This window comes from Actinoplanes sp. NPDC023936 (genome assembly GCF_040639325.1).
Lineage (GTDB): Bacteria > Actinomycetota > Actinomycetes > Mycobacteriales > Micromonosporaceae > Actinoplanes.
This window is the reverse complement of record NZ_JBEZZR010000018.1, coordinates 47,122-63,924: the sequence shown is the minus strand read 5'-3', so window position 1 is coordinate 63,924 and position 16,803 is coordinate 47,122. Positions and strand designations below refer to the sequence as shown.

Sequence of the window (16,803 nt, the reverse complement as noted above, 5' to 3'; positions counted from 1 at the left end):
GGCAGGTGAGCGCTCGATGACTCCGGATACCGCAGCGACGCCGCCCGCGTGGCGCCGCCGCTTGAGCTCCACCACCCGGCTGACCGGGCGGGTCCTGCGCAGCAGGTGGACCCGCCGGATCCGGACCGGTGTCGCGGTCGGGCTGGTCAGCGTGGTCGGCGCGGTGATCGGCGTGATGCTCTTCGCGCACGCGAGCATCAACGTCGGACCGTTCAGCGCGGAGATGTCGGTGGCGCCCTCCGTGCACGGCGGCACCGAGGTGGACATCCCGCCGCTCGGCTCGCTGCACCTGGACAGCCACCGCGGGCCGCTGCACCTCAAGGTCGCCCTCGGCTCCCTGGACCAGAGCCGCACCGAGGCCCTGCTCGACAACCCGGCCGGGATCACCTCGGCCGGTGACCGCGCTGTCGACGAGGTCGTCGACGGGGTGACCCGCCTCGGCCTGCGTACCCTCGGCCTGGCCGTCCTCAGCGCGCTCATCCTCGCCGCGCTGGTCTTCCGCGACGTCCGCCGCACCGCGGCGGCCGGGGTCACCGCCCTGGTGATCACGGCCGGCAGCTTCGGCGTGGCGGCCGGCACGCTGCGGCCCGACGCGATCAGCGAGCCCCGGTACGAGGGCCTGCTGATCAACGCGCCCGCCGTGGTCGGTGACGCCCGCCGGATCGCGGACAACTACGGCCGGTACGCGGAGCAGCTCCAGACGATCGTGAGCAACGTGAGCCGGGTCTACTCGACGATCTCGGCACTGCCCGTCTACGAGCCGGCCGGGAACACCACCCGCCTGCTGCACGTCTCCGACCTGCACCTGAACCCGTCGTCGTGGGGCCTGATCCGGACCGTCGTGGAGACCTTCGAGATCGACGCCGTGATCGACACCGGCGACATCGTCGACTGGGGCAGCGGGGCCGAGACGTCGTACGTCTCCTCGATCCCGTCGATCCAGGTGCCGTACATCTACGTGCGCGGCAACCACGACTCGACGGCCATCCAGGCCGCCGTGGCCCGCCAGCGCAACGCGGTCGTCCTCGACAACGCGATCACCACGGTCGACGGGCTGACCATCGCCGGCATCGGCGACCCGCAGTTCACCCCGGACAAGAGCGAGTCCAACGACGCGACCGGCGACGACGCCGGCCCGGAACTGCTCACCGCCGCCGGGGAGACCCTCGCCACCACGGTCCGCGGCTCGGCGGACCCTGTCGACATCGCGCTCGTCCACGACCCGGCCATGGCCCAGCCGCTCTCCGGCCTGGTGCCGCTCGTCCTGGCCGGCCACAAACATCAGCGCTCGGTCGCGATCCTGCCGCCGCCGGCCGCACCCGCCCCGGACCCGTCAGCGTCCGCGTCACCGGCGCCGGCGCCCTCCGCGGCCACCGAACCACTGATGACCACACGTCTCATGGTGGAGGGTTCGACGGGCGGCGCCGGGCTGCGCGGCCTGGAGAACGACGAGCCGACTCCGCTGGCGTTGTCGGTCCTCTACTTCGACGAGAACAACGAGCTCAAGGCGTACGACGACATCCAGCTCGGGGGTACCGGGGAGTCGAACGTGGAGATGCAGCGCAATGTCGTCGGCATCTCGCCGGAGGAGTCGCCCTCCCCCACCCCGTCCACAAGCTGACACCGCAAGCTCACCACGCCGCCACTCCCCCGGCCGGTCCCGCGCCCCGCGTCCCGCACACCCCGCCCCGCACCCGGGCGATCTTGGCGAGTTGAGTCCGTCCGTCACCGCGTCCGTCACCGCGTAGAACGCCAAGATCGCGGAGGGGACGCGGGCGGAGGCGGGGCGGAAGCGAGGGTACTCGGTGGGAGCTGGGGCGGTTTTGGGCGCCTGGCCATGCACCGGTAGCGGAAGTCGCCGGACGGCCCGGCGTGGCAGTCCGCTCGCGCGGACTGCCACGGGACGGGGTTGGTGCGTCGGCGGACGGCTACGTCCGTACCCGATCTAGGAAACGCCGAGGCGCTGCAAGAGCAACTCGCGGACGGTCTTGGCGTCCGCCTGGCCGCGCGTGGTCTTCATGACCGCGCCCACCAGAGCGCCCGCGGCCGCCACCTTGCCGTCGCGGATCTTCGCGGCGATCTCCGGGTTGGCGGCGATCGCGTCGTCCACGGCCTTGGTGAGCGCGCCGGTGTCGCTGACCACCTCGAGGCCACGGGCCGCCATCACCTCGGCCGGGTCGCCCTCGCCGGCCACGACGCCTTCCAGCACCTGACGGGCCAGCTTGTCGTTCAGCTTGCCGTCGTCGACCAGCTTCTGCAGCGCGGCCACCTGGGCCGGAGTGGCGCCGACAGCGGCCAGCTCGACGTCCAGCTCGTTGGCGCGGCGGGCCAGCTCGCCCATCCACCACTTGCGGGCGCCGGCCGGGGACGCACCCGCGGCGATGGTCTCCTCGATCAGCTCGACCGCGCCGGCGTTCGCCACCGACTGCATGTCGATCTCGGAGATGCCCCAGACCTCGCGGAGCCGGGCCCGCTTCGCGCTCGGCCGCTCCGGGAGAGCCGCCTTGAGCTCGGCCACCCAGGCCTTGTCCGGCGCGATCGGCACCAGGTCGGGCTCCGGGAAGTAGCGGTAGTCGGTCGCGGTCTCCTTGGAGCGGCCCGGACGGGTGTCGCCGGTGGTCTCCTGGAAGTGCCGCGTCTCCTGGAAGATCTTGCCGCCCTCGTCCAGGATGGCGGCCTGGCGGATGATCTCGGAGCGGACGGCGCGCTCGACCGAGCGCAGCGAGTTGACGTTCTTCGTCTCGGTGCGCGTGCCCCACTCCTCCCCCGGCAGGTTCAGCGAGGTGTTCACGTCGCAGCGCATCGAGCCCTGCTCCATGCGCACGTCGGAGACCCCGAGCGAGCGGACGATGTCGCGCAGCTCGGCGACGTAGGCCTTGGCGATCTCCGGGGCGAGCGCGCCGAGGCCGGGGACCGGCTTGGTGACGATCTCGACGAGCGGGATGCCGGCCCGGTTGTAGTCGACGAGCGACTCGGTGGCGCCGTGGATACGACCGGTGGCGCCGCCGACGTGCAGCGTCTTGCCGGTGTCCTCCTCGATGTGCACCCGCTCGATGCCGATCCGGTGCGTGACGCCGTCCACCTCGACGTCGACGTAACCGTCGACGCAGAGCGGCTCGTCGTACTGGGAGGTCTGGAAGTTCTTCGGCATGTCCGGGTAGAAGTAGTTCTTCCGGGCCATCCGGCACCACTCGGCGATCTCGCAGTTCAGCGCGAGGCCGATCTGGATGGTCGCCTCGATGGCGGCCCTGTTCATCACCGGCAGCGCGCCCGGCAGGGCCAGGCAGACCGGGCAGACCTGGGTGTTCGGCTCGGCGCCGAAGTCGGTCTTGCAACCACAGAACATCTTGGTACGCGTGCCGAGCTCGACGTGGGTCTCGAGCCCGATCACCGGCTCGTACTTCGTGAGGATCTCTTCGTATGTCATCTCACAGCTCCGGAGGAGTGAACGAGCCGACAGCGGACTCCAGCGCGGCGGCGACCCGGTACATCCGGTCGTCGGCCATGGTCGGGGCCATGATCTGGAAGCCGACCGGGAGGCCCTCGGAGAGCCCGCAGGGTACCGAGATGGCCGGTCCGCCGTACAGGTTCGTCGGGATCGTGAAGAGGTCGGCGAGGTACATCTGGTACGGGTCGCTGGTCCGCGATCCGAACGGGAACGCCACGAACGGGGTGGTCGGCGAGACCAGCACGTCGACCCGCTCGAACGCGGACTGGAAGTCGCGGGTGATCAGCGTCCGGACCTTCTGCGCCTGGCCGTAGTACGCGTCGTAGTAACCGCTGGAGAGCGCGTACGTGCCGATGATGATGCGGCGCTTCACCTCGGCCCCGAAGCCGGCCTCGCGGGTCAGCGACATGACCTCTTCGAGCGAGCGGTTGCCGTCGTCGCCTTCGCGGAGCCCGTAGCGCACGCCGTCGAAGCGGGCCAGGTTGCTGGACGCCTCGCTGGGGGCGATCAGGTAGTAGGCCGGGAGGGCGTACTGGAAGTTCGGGCAGGAGACCTCGACGATCTCGGCGCCGAGCTTGACCAGTGCCTCCAGGGACTCGTTGAAGCTGCGCAGCACGCCCGGCTCGGAGCCGTCACCGGCGAACTCCTTGACCACGCCGAGCTTGACGCCCGACAGATCACCGTTCTTGCCGAGTCGCGCGGCCTCGACCACCGCCGGCACCGGCTGGTTGATCGACGTGGAGTCACGCGGGTCGTAACCCGCCATCACCGAGTGCAGCAGGGCCGTGTCCTCGACGGTCCGGCCACAGGGACCCGGCGTGTCCAGCGAGGACGAGAAGGCGATCAGGCCATAGCGGGACGTGCCGCCATAAGTCGGTTTCGCGCCCACCGTGCCGGTGACAGCGCCCGGCTGGCGGATCGAGCCACCCGTGTCGGTGCCGATCGCGAGCGGCGCCTCGTAGGCCGCGAGCGCGGCCGCCGAACCGCCACCCGAGCCACCCGGGATCCGGCCCAGGTCCCACGGGTTGTTCGTGGCGCCGTACGCGCTGTACTCGGTCGACGAGCCCATCGCGAACTCGTCCATGTTGGTCTTGCCGAGGATCGGCATGCCGGCCTGCTTGAGACGCTCCACGATCGTCGCGTCGTACGGCGGCTTCCAGCCCTCAAGGATCTTGGACGCAGCGGTCGTGGGCACGCCCTTGGTCGTCACCACGTCCTTGACCGCGATCGGCACACCGGCCAGCGGCCCGGTGATCTCCCCGTTGTCCACCTTACGAGCGGCTTCAAGAGCGCCCTCGCGGTCGACGTGCAGGAAGGCGTGGACGCGCGACTCGACGGCGTCGATCCGGTCGAGGTGTGCGGTGGCGACCTCGACCGCCGACACCTCCCTGGCCGAGATCAGCTTGGCCAGCGACGCAGCGCTTTCCCTGGTCAGATCGGTCACGATCAGTCCTCCTCGTCCAGGATGCGCGGCACCCGGAACCGGCCCTCGTAGGCGTCGGGCGCGCCGGAGAGCGCCGCCTCCTGCGTCAGGCTCGGGGTGGGGACGTCGTCGCGGTACACGTTGGTCAGCGGAACCGAGTGCGAGGTCGGCGGGATGTCGTCCGCAGCCACCTCACCGACCCGGGCGACCGACTGCAGGATCACATCGAGCTGACCCGCGAATCGATCGAGCTCCTCTTCGGTCACGGCGAGCCGCGACAGGCGCGCCAGATGCGCTACCTCTTCGCGGGAGATGGCGGCCATCCTGCCCCCTCTATTGGTTCGACGGTTTGCCTGATTCTATTTTCCGGGGCTGGACCGGCCGGTACCGGGCCAGCCACTCGGCGAGATCGGCGGCCGGCATCGGGCGCGCGTGGAACCAGCCCTGCGCGGTGTGGCACCCGGCGGCGGCCAGGAGCCGCCAGGTCGCCTCGTCCTCGACCCCCTCCGCCACGGCCCGCAGGCCCAGGGAATCGGCGAGAGCCACCACCGAGCGTACGATCGCCGCGTCCCCCCGATCGGTGGCCATACCCAGCACGAACGACCTGTCGATCTTCACCTCGGAGAGCGGCAGCCGCCGCAGGTGCTGCAACGACGAGTACCCGGTGCCGAAGTCGTCCAGCGAGATCGCCACGCCCATCCGGCTGAGCCGGGTGGCGGTCTCCAGCACCCGGAACGGATCGACCATCAACGCGCTCTCGGTGATCTCCAGCTGGAGCAGTTCGGCGGGGACCGCGTACCGCTGGAGCAGGGCGCCGACCCGGTCCGCGATGTCACCGGAGTGCAGGTCCCGGGCGCTCACGTTGACCGCGGCCCGCAACGGCCGGTCCTCCGCGCACCAGAGCGCCAGCTGGGCGATCACCTCCTCCAGCACGCGGGCGGTGAGCATCCGCATCACCGGGGTCGGCTCGGCCACCCGCAGCAGCTCCTCCGGCCCGACCGTGCCGCGCCGCGGGTGACACCAGCGCAGCAGCGCCTCCACCCCGATCACCTCGCCGGTCGCGATCGCGATCTGCGGCTGGTAGAAGAGCGTTATTCCGTCGTCGTTCTCGCGCAGGGCGGTCCGCAGCTCGGCCAGCAGCGCCAGCCGGTCCGGGGAGTGGTGCGCGGCGTCCGGCCCGTGCACCGCCACCTGGTCGCCGCGCTGCTTCGCCTCGTACATGGCGGCCTCGGCCTCGCGCAGCAGCGTGCCGGCGTCCCGGCGGCCGGACTGCAGCGATATCCCGATCGAGGCGCTCAGCTCCACCGGCATGCCGTCCAGCGGGAACGGGCGGCTCAGCGCCTCGCCGAGGTGCTGCGCGATGCGGCGGGCCGACGCCGGGCCCTCGACCCGGGTCGCGAGCACCGCGAACTCGTCCCCGCCGAGGCGGACCACCAGGTCGTGGGCGGGGACCACGGTGGCGAGACGGTCGGCCACCCGGGCCAGCAAGCGGTCGCCGGCGCCGTGGCCGAGGGCGTCGTTGACGGTACGGAACTGGTCCAGATCGAGCAGCAGCAGCGCACGCCGGCGATCCGGGCAGCGGTCGGCGATCGCGGCCTGCAGCGCCCGGCGGTTCGGCAGGCCGGTCAGCGCGTCGAAGCGGGCGGCCCGCTCGGATTCGCCCGCCCAGCGGACCATCCGGTGCACGGCGTGCAGCGCGAGCAGGGCCAGCGGCAGCAGCGCCGGGCTCACCACGGCCGCGACCAGCAGAATCGGGCCGAGCAGCAGCAGCGCCGCGGTGGCCAGCAGGTCGGCGTGCCCGCGCCGGCGGTACGTGCGCGGCTTGCTGTCGGCGGTCCAGCGGCGCACGCAGGCGGCCACCGCGTACCGGGCGGCGATCCAGGCGGCGGCCGCGGCGCAGGTGAGAGCGGCGTCCCGCCAGCTGGGACCGGCCGTTCCCGCCACGATCCCCGAGCCGTCCGGCGCGAGGCCCGGCCCGCCGGAGACGAGGCCCACCTCGGCCGGGCCGATGCGCAGCGCGGTGAGACCGGCGACCGCGGCGGCCGCGCCGAGCGCGACCGCGTGCTGGAGAGCCAGATGAACGGTACGGCGGACCGAATGGCGCAGCCGCACCCCGGCGACGGTCACCGCCGCGAGCTGCACCGCCAGCGCCGGCGGGCCGCCCCAGGCCAGCAGGATCGCGAACGTGAAGCAGATCGACGGCAGGATGATCGCGCTGGCCCGGCGGCCGGGCACCAGGTAGGGGCGGGCGTCCGCGATCAGCGCGAGGACGGCCATCACCCAGAAGGCGGCCGGCAGCCCGGCGAACGCGCCCGGGTCGGCAGCCCAGAGGATCAGGCCACCGGCGATCGCGCCGATCGACGTGACGACGATCGTGCGCCGGTGCCGGGTCTCCGCCCTGGCGGCTTCCCCGGCGGCGGCCGGGGAAGCCGCCGGCCGGCCGAGATCCGGCCGCATGATGTCGAGCCGCGTGACGTCCGGAGGCGGGGCGTCCGTGCGCGCGGTCTCCAGGCGCATGGCGTCCATTCGCGCGGTCTCCATGCGCGCGGTCTCCATGCGCGCGGTCTCCATGCGCATGGTGTCCATGCGCATGGTGTCAATCCGCGCGGTGTCCATGCGAATGGCGTCCGTGGGCGGGCCATCCGAGCGCTCGACGTCCGAGCGCGGAACATCGGAGCGCGGAACATCTGCGCGCGGGACATCTGCGCGCGAGACGTCCGAGTGCGGGACATTCGAGTGCGCGACGTCCGCGCCGGCGGCGGACGAGCCGGCCGTGTGCAGGCGAGCGGCATCCATGCGACCTCCATGACGGCCTTGATCACCGATCGCCTACACCATAGATCCACATGGTGCCTTCTAGGCTAAACTACCCATCAGTTACTAAAGCGACATAGCCTCCACGACGCCACAATGGCCCCAATTCCTCCTCCTGGGTGACCCCGTCAGCCCTCGGCCGCCTCCCGGGCCGCCTCCGGGCCGTCGGCGAGCAGAACCGCGAAGCCGGCCTCGTCGAGCACCGGAACCTTCAGCGCGATCGCCTTGTCGTGCTTGCTGCCCGGGTTCTCACCGACCACCACGAAGCCGGTCTTCTTCGAGACCGAACCGCTCACCTTGCCGCCCCGCGACGTCACGGCCTCGGCGGCCTGGTCGCGGGTGTAGCCGGCCAGGGTGCCGGTGACCACGACCGTCACACCCTCCAGCGGGCGCGGGCCGGAGTCGACCCGCTCGTCGGCCATCTTCACGCCTGCCGCACGCCACTTCGCGACGATCTCCCGGTGCCACGGCACGGTGAACCACTCACGCAGGCTGTCCGCGATGATCGGGCCGACGCCCTCGACGGCAGCGAGAGGGTCGACCGCCTTGGCCTTGCGCGTGGCCTCGGCCGCCTCCTCCGCGCTGCCCGCACTCGCCGCGCTGCCCGCGCTGTCCGCTTCGTCCGGGGAAGGGGCCGCCCCGGCGGCCTCTGCTTTCTCCGCCGCCTCGGCCGTCGCCGCCACCACCTCGGGCTCGGCCGCGGTCTTCGCGAGCAGCTCCTCCAGGGCCGCCATCGAGCCGAACTCGGCCGCCAGCGCCTGGGCCGCCGTCGGGCCGACATGGCGGATCGAGAGGGCCACCAGGATCCGGGCGAGCGGACGGGATTTCGCCTCGGCCAGGCTCTGCAGCATCTTGCCGGCGTTGGCGCTCAACTCGCCGTTCTGTTTCACGAAGAACGGGACCTGGCGCAGGTGCTCCTCGGTGAGGCCGAACAGGTCGCCCTCGTCGTGCAGCACACCGGAGTCGAGCAGCGCCCGCGCGGCTTTCGCGCCGAGCACCTCGATGTCGAGCACGTCCCGGCTGCCCACATAGCCCAGCCGCTCCCGGCGCTGACCGGGGCAGAACTCCGCGTTCGGGCAGCGGATGTCGATGTCGCTCTCTTTGGCCGGGGCGAGCGGGGTCCCGCAGTCCGGGCACGCGGACGGCATGACGAACGGGCGCGCGTCGTCCGGCCGCAGCTCCATCACCGGGCCGAGGATCTCGGGGATCACGTCGCCGGCCTTGCGCAGCACCACGGTGTCGCCGATCAGCACGCCCTTGCGGGCCACCTCCTGCTCGTTGTGCAGGGTGGCCTGTGCGACCACCGAACCGGCCACCTTCACCGGCTCGAGCACGGCGAACGGCGTGACCCGGCCGGTGCGCCCCACGTTCACCGCGATGTCGAGCAGCTTGGTGGTGACCTCCTCCGGCGGGTACTTGAACGCGATCGCCCACCGGGGCGCCCGGCTGGTCGACCCGAGCCGGCCCTGGATCGCCACGTCGTCGACCTTGACCACCACGCCGTCGATCTCGTGCTCCACGTCGTGGCGGTGCTTGCCGTAGTAGTCGATGAACTCGCGGACACCAGCCATGTCGTCGACGAGTCTCCACCGCGTACTGGTGGGCAGCCCCCAGGCCCGCAACGCCTCGTAGGCGTGCGCCTGGGACGCCGGGTGGAAGCCCTCCCGCGCGCCGATGCCGTGCACCACCATCCGCAGGCCGCGGGAGGCGGTGACCCGCGGGTCTTTCTGCCGCAGGCTCCCGGCCGCCGCGTTGCGCGGGTTGGCGAACGGCGCCTTGCCCTGCTCGACGAGCGTCGCGTTCAGATCGGCGAAGGCCTCGCCCGGGAAGTAGATCTCGCCGCGCACCTCGATCAGGTCGGGCACGTCGTCGCCGGCCAGCCGCTCCGGGATCTCCCGGATGGTCCGCACGTTGGGTGTCACATCCTCGCCGGTGCGCCCGTCACCGCGGGTCGCGCCACGGACCAGGCGGCCTTTCTCATAGGTAAGGTTGATCGCGAGACCGTCGACCTTGAGCTCGCAGAGGAAGCCGACCGGGCCGCCCGCGTCCCGCACGGTCCGCTCGGACCACGCGGTCAGCTCGTCGAAGTTGAACACGTTGTCGAGCGACATCATCCGCTCGGCATGCTGCACCGGCGTGAACTGCGTGGAGAACGTGCCGCCCACGTTCTGCGTGGGCGAGTCGGGCGTGCGCAGCGCCGGGAACTCGGTCTCCAGCGCCTCCAGCTCGCGCAGCAGAACGTCGAAGTCGGCGTCCGGGATCGTCGGCGCGTCGAGCACGTAGTAGCGGTACTGATGACCGCGGATCTCGTCGGCCAGCTCGGCGTGCCGGGCGCTCGCCTGTGGTGTCGGATCCTCGATCAACGCAACCCCCTAGTCAGTGGTATCTACGAGCACCGTAGCCCCACCCACTGACAAATCCCGCTGTCACACCTCGGAGATCCGGCGGCCCGCTTCGGCGATCGCGGTGAGGGCCGCTCGTGCGTACCCCGGCGAGGCTCCCGCCAGGCCGCAGGCCGGCGTGATCACCACCTGCTGGGGCAGGCGCGCCGCCGGGAAGCCCAGCCGCCGCCAGAGCGTGCTCACCCGCTCGGCGATCAGCTTCGCGTCCGGCCGGGACGTCCCGGTCGGCGGCACGGCGCCGGCGAAGACGCCCAGCCCGGCCTCGATCGCCTCACCGAGCGGGTCGAGGTCCTCGACCAGCGACAGATCCAGCGAGACGGCAGCAAGACCGGCATCCCGCACGACCTGCATCGGCACGTCCGGAGCGCAACAGTGCAGCACGACGGGAGCGCCTACCGACTCCGCGATGACACGCAGCCGGGTGGCGGCGTCCGGGCCGTCCACCTCGCGATAGGCGGAGAGGCCGCTCTCGGTCGGCACGTGTCCGGCCAGCACGGCGGGCAGCGACGGCTCGTCGAGCTGCAGCAGCACCGTCGCGCCCGGAACGCGTTTGCGCACGTCGCCGACGTGCCGCCGGAGGCCCTCGGCGAGGGAGTCGGTCAGGTCCCGGACCGCGCCCGGGTCGCGCAGCAGGCGGCCGCCGATCGGCAGGTCCAGGTTGGCGGCCAGGGTCCACGGCCCGGTCGCCTGGATCTTCAGTGTGCCGGTGAACCCGTCGCCCTGCTCGGTGAGCTGGTCCAGATCGCGTTCCAGCAGGTCCGCGGTCCGGCGCAGGTCCTTGCCGGGCCGCGCGGCGATCTGCCACTGACCGGCGTAGAGCTGCACCGGCATCTCGACCAGGAACCCGGCGCCCCGGCCGATCATGTCGGCACCCGGGCCACGGCCCGGCAGCTCGGCGAGATGCGGCAGCAGGGGCAGCTCACCGAAGACGATCCGCTGCGCCTCGTCGATGTCGGTGCCCGGCAGGGAGCCGACGCCGGTGGCCGCGCCGGCCGGCCAGGGGAAGTCAGGCATGCGCGGCGGCCCGGCTTCCCGCGGTGATCGTCGCCGAGCCGAGCACGATGTCGCCGTCCGGGTCCGGCCGGTACGCCACGATGGCCTGACCGGCGGCGACACCACGGGCGGGCGTGCGGAGGCGGGCGGTCAGCCCGTCACCGGTCACGGCGACGTCGGCGTCCACCACCTCGCCGTGGGCGCGCAGCTGCACCTGGCAGTCCGGCACCTCCGTCGACGGCTCGTGCCAGATCGGGCGGGTCGCCTCGACCACGTCGACCTCGAGGTCCTCGCGCGGCCCGACCGTCACCGTGTTGGACACCGGCGTGATCGAGAGCACGTAGCGCGGGCGCCCGTCAGCGGCCGGGACACGCAGGTCAAGGCCCTTACGCTGACCGATCGTGAAGCCGTAGGCCCCGTTGTGCGTGCCCAGTTTCGCCCCGGTCCGCCCGTCCACGATGTCACCCGGCGCGCTGCCGAGCCGGCTCTCCAGGAACCCGCGGGTGTCACCGTCGGAGATGAAGCAGATGTCGTGCGAGTCGGGCTTGTCCGCCACGGCCAGCCCGCGCTCCGCCGCCTCGGCCCGGACCCGCTCCTTGGTCGAATCCCCCAGCGGGAAGATCGCCCGATCGAGCTGCGACCGGGTCAGCACGGCCAGCACGTAGGACTGGTCTTTCGCCAGGTCGACGCTGCGGCGCAGCAGCCCGTCGACGCCCAGCCGGGCGTGGTGGCCGGTGACGACCGCGTCGAAGCCGAGCGCCACCGCCCGGTCCAGCACCGCCGCGAACTTGATCTTCTCGTTGCAGCGCAGGCACGGGTTCGGCGTGCGGCCCGCCGCGTACTCACTGACGAAGTCGTCGACGACGCTGTCGTGGAACTCCTCCGCCATGTCCCAGACGTAGAACGGGATGCCGATCACATCGGCGGCGCGGCGCGCGTCCCGGGAGTCCTCCAGGGTGCAGCAGCCGCGCGCCCCGGTCCGGAAGGTCTGTGGATTACGCGCCAGCGCCAGGTGGACACCGGTGACGTCGTGACCGGCGTCCTTGGCACGCGCGGCCGCGACCGCGGAATCGACACCGCCCGACATGGCCGCAAGAACTCGCATGACCCCAGCCTATCTGGGTGTCTTCCACGCTCCGGCCCGGCGGGCCCGCTCCACGGCGCCGGGCAGCGCGGCCAGCAGCGCCTCGACGTCCTCGGGGGTGCTGTCGTGGCCGAGCGTGAACCGCAGCGAGGAGCGGGCCCGCGCGTCGTCGGCGCCCATCGCGAGCAGCACGTGGCTCGGCTGGGCCACCCCGGCCGAGCAGGCCGAGCCGGTCGAGCAGTAGACACCCTGCGCGTCCAGGAGCAGCAGCAGCGCGTCGCCCTCGCAACCGGGGAAGGAGAAGTGCGCGTTGCCGGGGAGACGCTCCCCGGCCGCGCCGTTGAAGATCACATCGGGGATCAGCGCTCGCACCCGGGCCACCAGGTCGTCGCGGAGAGCGGCGACGCGCTGCGCGTACTCGTCACGGGTCTTGACCGCGGCCTCGACCGCCGTGGCGAACGCCACCACCCCGGCGGTGTCCAGCGTCCCGGAGCGCACGTCGCGCTCCTGCCCGCCACCGTGCAGCAGCGGCGTGACCGCCACGTCCCGGCCCAGCAGCAGCGCGCCCACCCCGACCGGGCCACCCAGCTTGTGCCCGGTGAGCGTGAGCGCGGCCGCGCCGCTCGCCGCGAAGTCGACCGGGATCTGGCCGGCCGCCTGCACCGCGTCGGTGTGGAACGGGATGCCGGCGGCGGTCGCGAGACCGGCCAGCTCGGCGATCGGCTGAATCGTGCCGACCTCGTTGTTCGCCCACTGCACGCTGATCACCGCGATCCGCTCGCCGGCCTCGGCGATCAGCTCGGCCACTGCCGCGGGCAGCACGCGCCCGTCACCGTCCACCGGCAGCGTCACCACCTGGGCGCCCTCCTGCGCGCCCAGCCAGTCGGCCGCGTCCAGCACGGCGTGATGCTCGACCGACGAGACGACCACGAGGTCGCGCAACGGGTCGGCCGCACGCCGTGACCAGAAGATTCCTTTGACCGCCAGGTTGTCGCTCTCGGTCCCGCCGCCCGTGAAGATCACTTCGGAGGGGCGGGCGCCGAGCACCGCGGCGATCCGCTCGCGCGACTCCTCGACCAGGCGCCGGGCGCCGCGACCGGCGGCATGCAGGGACGACGGATTGCCGACCTCCCGCGCCGCGGCGACGTAAGCGTCGAGCGCGGCGGGAAGCATCGGCGTGGTCGCCGCGTGATCCAGGTAGGCCATCACGCCCAAGCTTAGGCCGTACTCAGGCGAATCCCCCCGGCCGTCCTGCGCCCCGAGACCAAGATCAAAGGCACCAGGATCAAATTCATGTCGCAGCGGGGTGCGGGGTACAGACCGTCGCTCCCGCCGAGGGCCCGGCGCGACTCGCTGGCCGCTGGCGCGTCCAGAACGCTCCCCGCACCGCGCGACCTGCGTGCGTGGTCCCGCCCAACCCCAAGTCCCGCGTGTGAAGTTGAGGCGCGCCCCGCACCCGAACTCAACACGCTAGGGGGTAGCCACCACTGCGTGTGAAATTGAGGCGCGCCCCGCACCCGAACTCAACACGCTCGGGGGTAGCCACCACTGCGTGTGAAATTGAGGCGCGCCCCGCACCCGAACTCAACACGCTCGGGGGTAGCCACCACTGCGTGTGAAATTGAGGCCCGCTCCGCACCCGAACTCAACACGCTCGGGGCGGCCACCACTGCGTGTGAAATTGAGGCGCGCTCCGCACCTGAAGTCGACACGGTGGGGGTGGGCGGGCGCGGTGGGCGTACCCAATGAGGGGTTGGACGTGAAACGGCCCGGCAGCGAACCGCCGGGCCGTCAGGGAGCACTCAGCTCACTTGCGCTTGCGGACCTCGTCGGCGGCCTGCGGGACGACCTTGAACAGGTCCCCCACGACACCGAAGTCGGCCAGCTCGAAGATCGGCGCCTCGGCGTCCTTGTTCACCGCGACGATGGTCTTCGAGGTCTGCATGCCGGCCCGGTGCTGGATCGCACCGGAGATGCCCAGCGCCACGTAGAGCTGCGGCGACACGGTCTTGCCGGTCTGCCCGACCTGGAACTGGTGCGGGTAGTAACCCGAGTCGACCGCCGCCCGGGACGCGCCGACCGCGCCACCGAGCAGGTCGGCGAGCTCCTCGACCAGCGCGAAGTTGTCGGCGTTGCCGACGCCGCGGCCACCGGAGACCACGATGCCGGCCTCGGTGAGCTCGGGACGCGAGCCCTTCTGCTCGACGACCCGCTCGACGACCTTGGTCAGCTTGTCCTTGTCGGACACCGCGACGGTCAGCTGCTCGACCACCGGCGTCGCCGCGGCCGGCTCCGGGGTGACCGAGTTCGGGCGGATCGTGACGATCGGCAGGCCCTTGGTGACCTTGGACTTGACGATCGTGGAGCCGGCGAAGACCACCTGAGTGGCGGTGCCGTCGGCCTCGACCGCGACCGCGTCGGTCAGCAGGCCGTTGTCCAGCTTGACCGCCAGGCGACCGGCGATCTCCTTGCCCTCCTGAGTGGAACCCAGCAGCACAGCCGCCGGCTGCACCCGGGCGACCAGCTCGGCCACCACGGCGGCCTTCGGCGCGACCAGGTAACCCTCGACGTCCGCACCGGACGCCACGTAGACCTTCTCGGCGCCGAACTCGGCCAGCTTGCTCGTGTCGACGTCACCGAACACCACCGCGGAGACCGAACCCAGCCCGCGGGCGATGGTCAGCATCTCGAGGGTGACCTTCTTGACGCCGGCCTCGACGACTACCAGTACTTCAGCCACGGCGAACCCCTCTCAGACGAACTTCTCGGTGGCGAGGAACGCGACGAGCTGCGCGCCGCCGTCACCCTCGTCGATGACCTTGGTGCCGCCGGACCGCGCCGGACGCTTCGAGAACTCCAGCACCTGGCTGGTCGCGCCGGCGAAGCCGACCTCGTCGGCCGCCACGCCCAGATCGGCCAGGGTCAGGCTCTGCACCGGCTTCTTCTTCGCGGCCATGATGCCCTTGAAGGACGGGTACCGAGGCTCGTTGATGGTGTCCCAGACACTCACGATCGCCGGGGTGGCGGCCGTGACGACCTCGTAGCCCTCGTCGGTCTGCCGCTCCACGGTCAGCTGCGAGCCGTCCACGGTCAGCTTGCGGGCGCCGGTCAGCGCGGCCACGCCGAGACGCTCGGCCAGCATGTGCGGCACGACCTGGACACGGCCGTCGGTGGACTCCGCGCCGCAGAGGATCAGATCGGCGTTCAGCGTGCCCAGAGCGGCGGCGAGAACCTTGGAGGTGGCGACCGCGCAGGAGCCGTGCAGGGCATCGTCCTGCACGTGAACGGCCTTGTCGGGGCCCATCGAGAGCGCCTTGCGGATCGACTCGGTAGCGCCGGCCGGGCCGACCGTCAGCACGGTCACCTCACCGCCGTGCGCTTCCTTGATCTTCAGCGCTTCCTCGATGGCGTATTCGTCCATCTCGTTGATGACGTTGCTCGAGGACGCCCGGTCCACCGAGAAGTCGGCGCTCAGGGTGCGCTCGGCACCGGAGTCGGGTACCTGCTTGACCAGTACGACGATATTCATCGCGCTCCTACGACCCTCCTGTATTGAACGCACCGTTGCGGTCGCCCGCCCGCCGGCATCTCGCATCTCGCGGCGGACATGTCGGCAAGGTTACCCGCCAGTAGCTTCCCTGTTGCCGGCCACCCAGAGTGACACACCTCACCCACGGGGCGATCACGATCGCTACAGTGAGCACAGAGGAGGTGTCACGACATGTCCGGCCGAAACGTCTCACTCGTGGACGACACCAGCCCGCCCACGCCCCATAATCTCTCACCCGGCAACGTAACGGAGCCTCAGTCCCACGGGCTCACCGGACCTGACTCTCCGTGGTGCCTCTGCGGCCGCCTCCGGGAGTCCTGCGTCAGTGACGAAGTCCGCACCCTGTGGCACCCGCTTCTCGACCCGGCGGGTCAATAATCGGCGTCGTGCTCGGTGACCTGACGCTCTGGTTCGACCCGGAAAAATCGTCGAAAGTGGGCACCACCCCGGATTACCGGTTCTCGCTCGCCAACGAACGTACGTTTCTCGCCTGGATCCGCACCGGCCTCGCGCTGATCGCGGGCGGCCTGGCGTGCGCCCAGTTCCTGCCGCCGCTCCCGATCGAGCACCTCCGCGAGATCATCTCCGTCCTGTTGCTGCTCCTCGGCGGCCTGGTCGCGCTGCGCGCCGTGGACCACTGGGCGCGGACCGAACGGGCCATGCGGCTCGGCGTGGACCTCCCCCGGTCCCGCTTCCCCGCGGTGCTCGCGCTGGTGGTGGCCGTCGGCGCGATCGCCCTGATCGTCGCCGTCCTGGTCCAGATCTTCTGACCCCGTGCCCGACCCCGGAGCAGCACCCGAACGCACCCGGCTGGCCTGGCGCCGCACCGGCCTCTCCGCCGCCGCGGTGGCGCTGCTCTCCGTCCGGCCCGCCTTCACCCCCGGCGCCGGCCCGCCGGAGTGGCTGGCCGCGGCCGGCACGATGATCTGCTGGGCGGCCCTGGCCGGGATCGCCCTGCACCGCGCGCCGGGTCTGCGCGACCCCGTCCCGGCCGCTGTTCCCCGTTCGATCCGGGCCTACGCGCTGATCACCGTGGCCCTGGCGGTCCTCGCCGGTTGGGTTGTCATGCTCTGATCGTCGCCGTCCCGG

The 16,803-nt window shown here is 71.6% G+C and carries 13 protein-coding genes; 3 read left to right on the top strand and 10 right to left on the bottom strand.

All coding sequences use genetic code 11. The annotated features are described in order from the left end of the window. Nucleotides 1-16: 16 nt before the first annotated feature. Nucleotides 17-1,621: a metallophosphoesterase gene (locus AB0F72_RS23160; protein WP_360434942.1), complete on the top strand. Its 1,605-nt coding sequence runs from the start codon at nt 17-19 to the stop codon at nt 1,619-1,621. Nucleotides 1,622-1,945: 324 nt separating this feature from the next. Here the strand turns inward: AB0F72_RS23160 and gatB are convergent, their stop codons facing one another. The 10 genes from gatB to AB0F72_RS23110 form a co-directional block, all read right to left on the bottom strand. Next, on the bottom strand, nt 1,946-3,427 hold the full coding sequence (gatB, locus tag AB0F72_RS23155; protein WP_360434940.1) for an Asp-tRNA(Asn)/Glu-tRNA(Gln) amidotransferase subunit GatB: 1,482 nt from the start codon (nt 3,425-3,427) through the stop codon (nt 1,946-1,948). A gap of 1 nt (nt 3,428) precedes the next feature. Continuing rightward, a complete protein-coding gene (gene gatA, locus AB0F72_RS23150) occupies nt 3,429-4,892 on the bottom strand; it encodes an Asp-tRNA(Asn)/Glu-tRNA(Gln) amidotransferase subunit GatA (RefSeq protein WP_360434938.1) in 1,464 nt (487 codons plus the stop codon). 2 nt (nt 4,893-4,894) lie between these two features. Continuing rightward, nucleotides 4,895-5,194 carry an Asp-tRNA(Asn)/Glu-tRNA(Gln) amidotransferase subunit GatC gene (gatC, locus tag AB0F72_RS23145; protein ID WP_360434935.1) on the bottom strand — a complete coding sequence of 100 codons (300 nt, stop codon included), beginning with the start codon at nt 5,192-5,194 and terminating at the stop codon, nt 4,895-4,897. A 10-nt stretch (nt 5,195-5,204) separates the two neighbouring features. Then, nucleotides 5,205-7,463, bottom strand: a complete 2,259-nt coding sequence (locus AB0F72_RS23140) for a bifunctional diguanylate cyclase/phosphodiesterase (protein ID WP_360434933.1) — start codon at nt 7,461-7,463, stop codon at nt 5,205-5,207. A gap of 350 nt (nt 7,464-7,813) precedes the next feature. Beyond that, the gene (ligA, locus tag AB0F72_RS23135) at nt 7,814-10,048 is read right to left on the bottom strand and encodes an NAD-dependent DNA ligase LigA (RefSeq protein ID WP_360434931.1); all 2,235 of its coding nucleotides are present in this window, start codon (nt 10,046-10,048) and stop codon (nt 7,814-7,816) included. 63 nt (nt 10,049-10,111) lie between these two features. Beyond that, nucleotides 10,112-11,101 (bottom strand): methionine synthase, encoded by a 990-nt coding sequence (locus AB0F72_RS23130; protein WP_360434929.1) that lies wholly within the window; start codon nt 11,099-11,101, stop codon nt 10,112-10,114. Next, the gene (gene mnmA / locus AB0F72_RS23125) at nt 11,094-12,185 is read right to left on the bottom strand and encodes a tRNA 2-thiouridine(34) synthase MnmA (protein ID WP_360434927.1); all 1,092 of its coding nucleotides are present in this window, start codon (nt 12,183-12,185) and stop codon (nt 11,094-11,096) included. Before mnmA ends, AB0F72_RS23130 begins: the two co-directional genes overlap by 8 nt. Nucleotides 12,186-12,194: 9 nt before the next feature. After that, complete coding sequence (locus tag AB0F72_RS23120) at nt 12,195-13,370, bottom strand: cysteine desulfurase family protein (RefSeq protein ID WP_360434925.1); 1,176 nt, start codon at nt 13,368-13,370, stop codon at nt 12,195-12,197. A gap of 601 nt (nt 13,371-13,971) precedes the next feature. Then, nucleotides 13,972-14,904, bottom strand: a complete 933-nt coding sequence (locus AB0F72_RS23115; RefSeq protein ID WP_360434923.1) for an electron transfer flavoprotein subunit alpha/FixB family protein — start codon at nt 14,902-14,904, stop codon at nt 13,972-13,974. Between the two features lie 12 nt (nt 14,905-14,916). Next, nucleotides 14,917-15,693: an electron transfer flavoprotein subunit beta/FixA family protein gene (locus tag AB0F72_RS23110; protein WP_360434921.1), complete on the bottom strand. Its 777-nt coding sequence runs from the start codon at nt 15,691-15,693 to the stop codon at nt 14,917-14,919. Nucleotides 15,694-16,100: 407 nt separating this feature from the next. Between AB0F72_RS23110 and AB0F72_RS23105 the strand changes: the two genes are divergently transcribed. Together AB0F72_RS23105 and AB0F72_RS23100 are read left to right on the top strand one after the other, a co-directional pair. Then, nucleotides 16,101-16,484, top strand: coding sequence for a DUF202 domain-containing protein (locus AB0F72_RS23105; protein WP_360434919.1), 384 nt, complete (start codon nt 16,101-16,103; stop codon nt 16,482-16,484). Nucleotides 16,485-16,488: 4 nt separating this feature from the next. Then, complete coding sequence (locus AB0F72_RS23100) at nt 16,489-16,788, top strand: DUF202 domain-containing protein (protein WP_360434917.1); 300 nt, start codon at nt 16,489-16,491, stop codon at nt 16,786-16,788. The last annotated feature ends 15 nt before the right edge of the window (nt 16,789-16,803 follow it).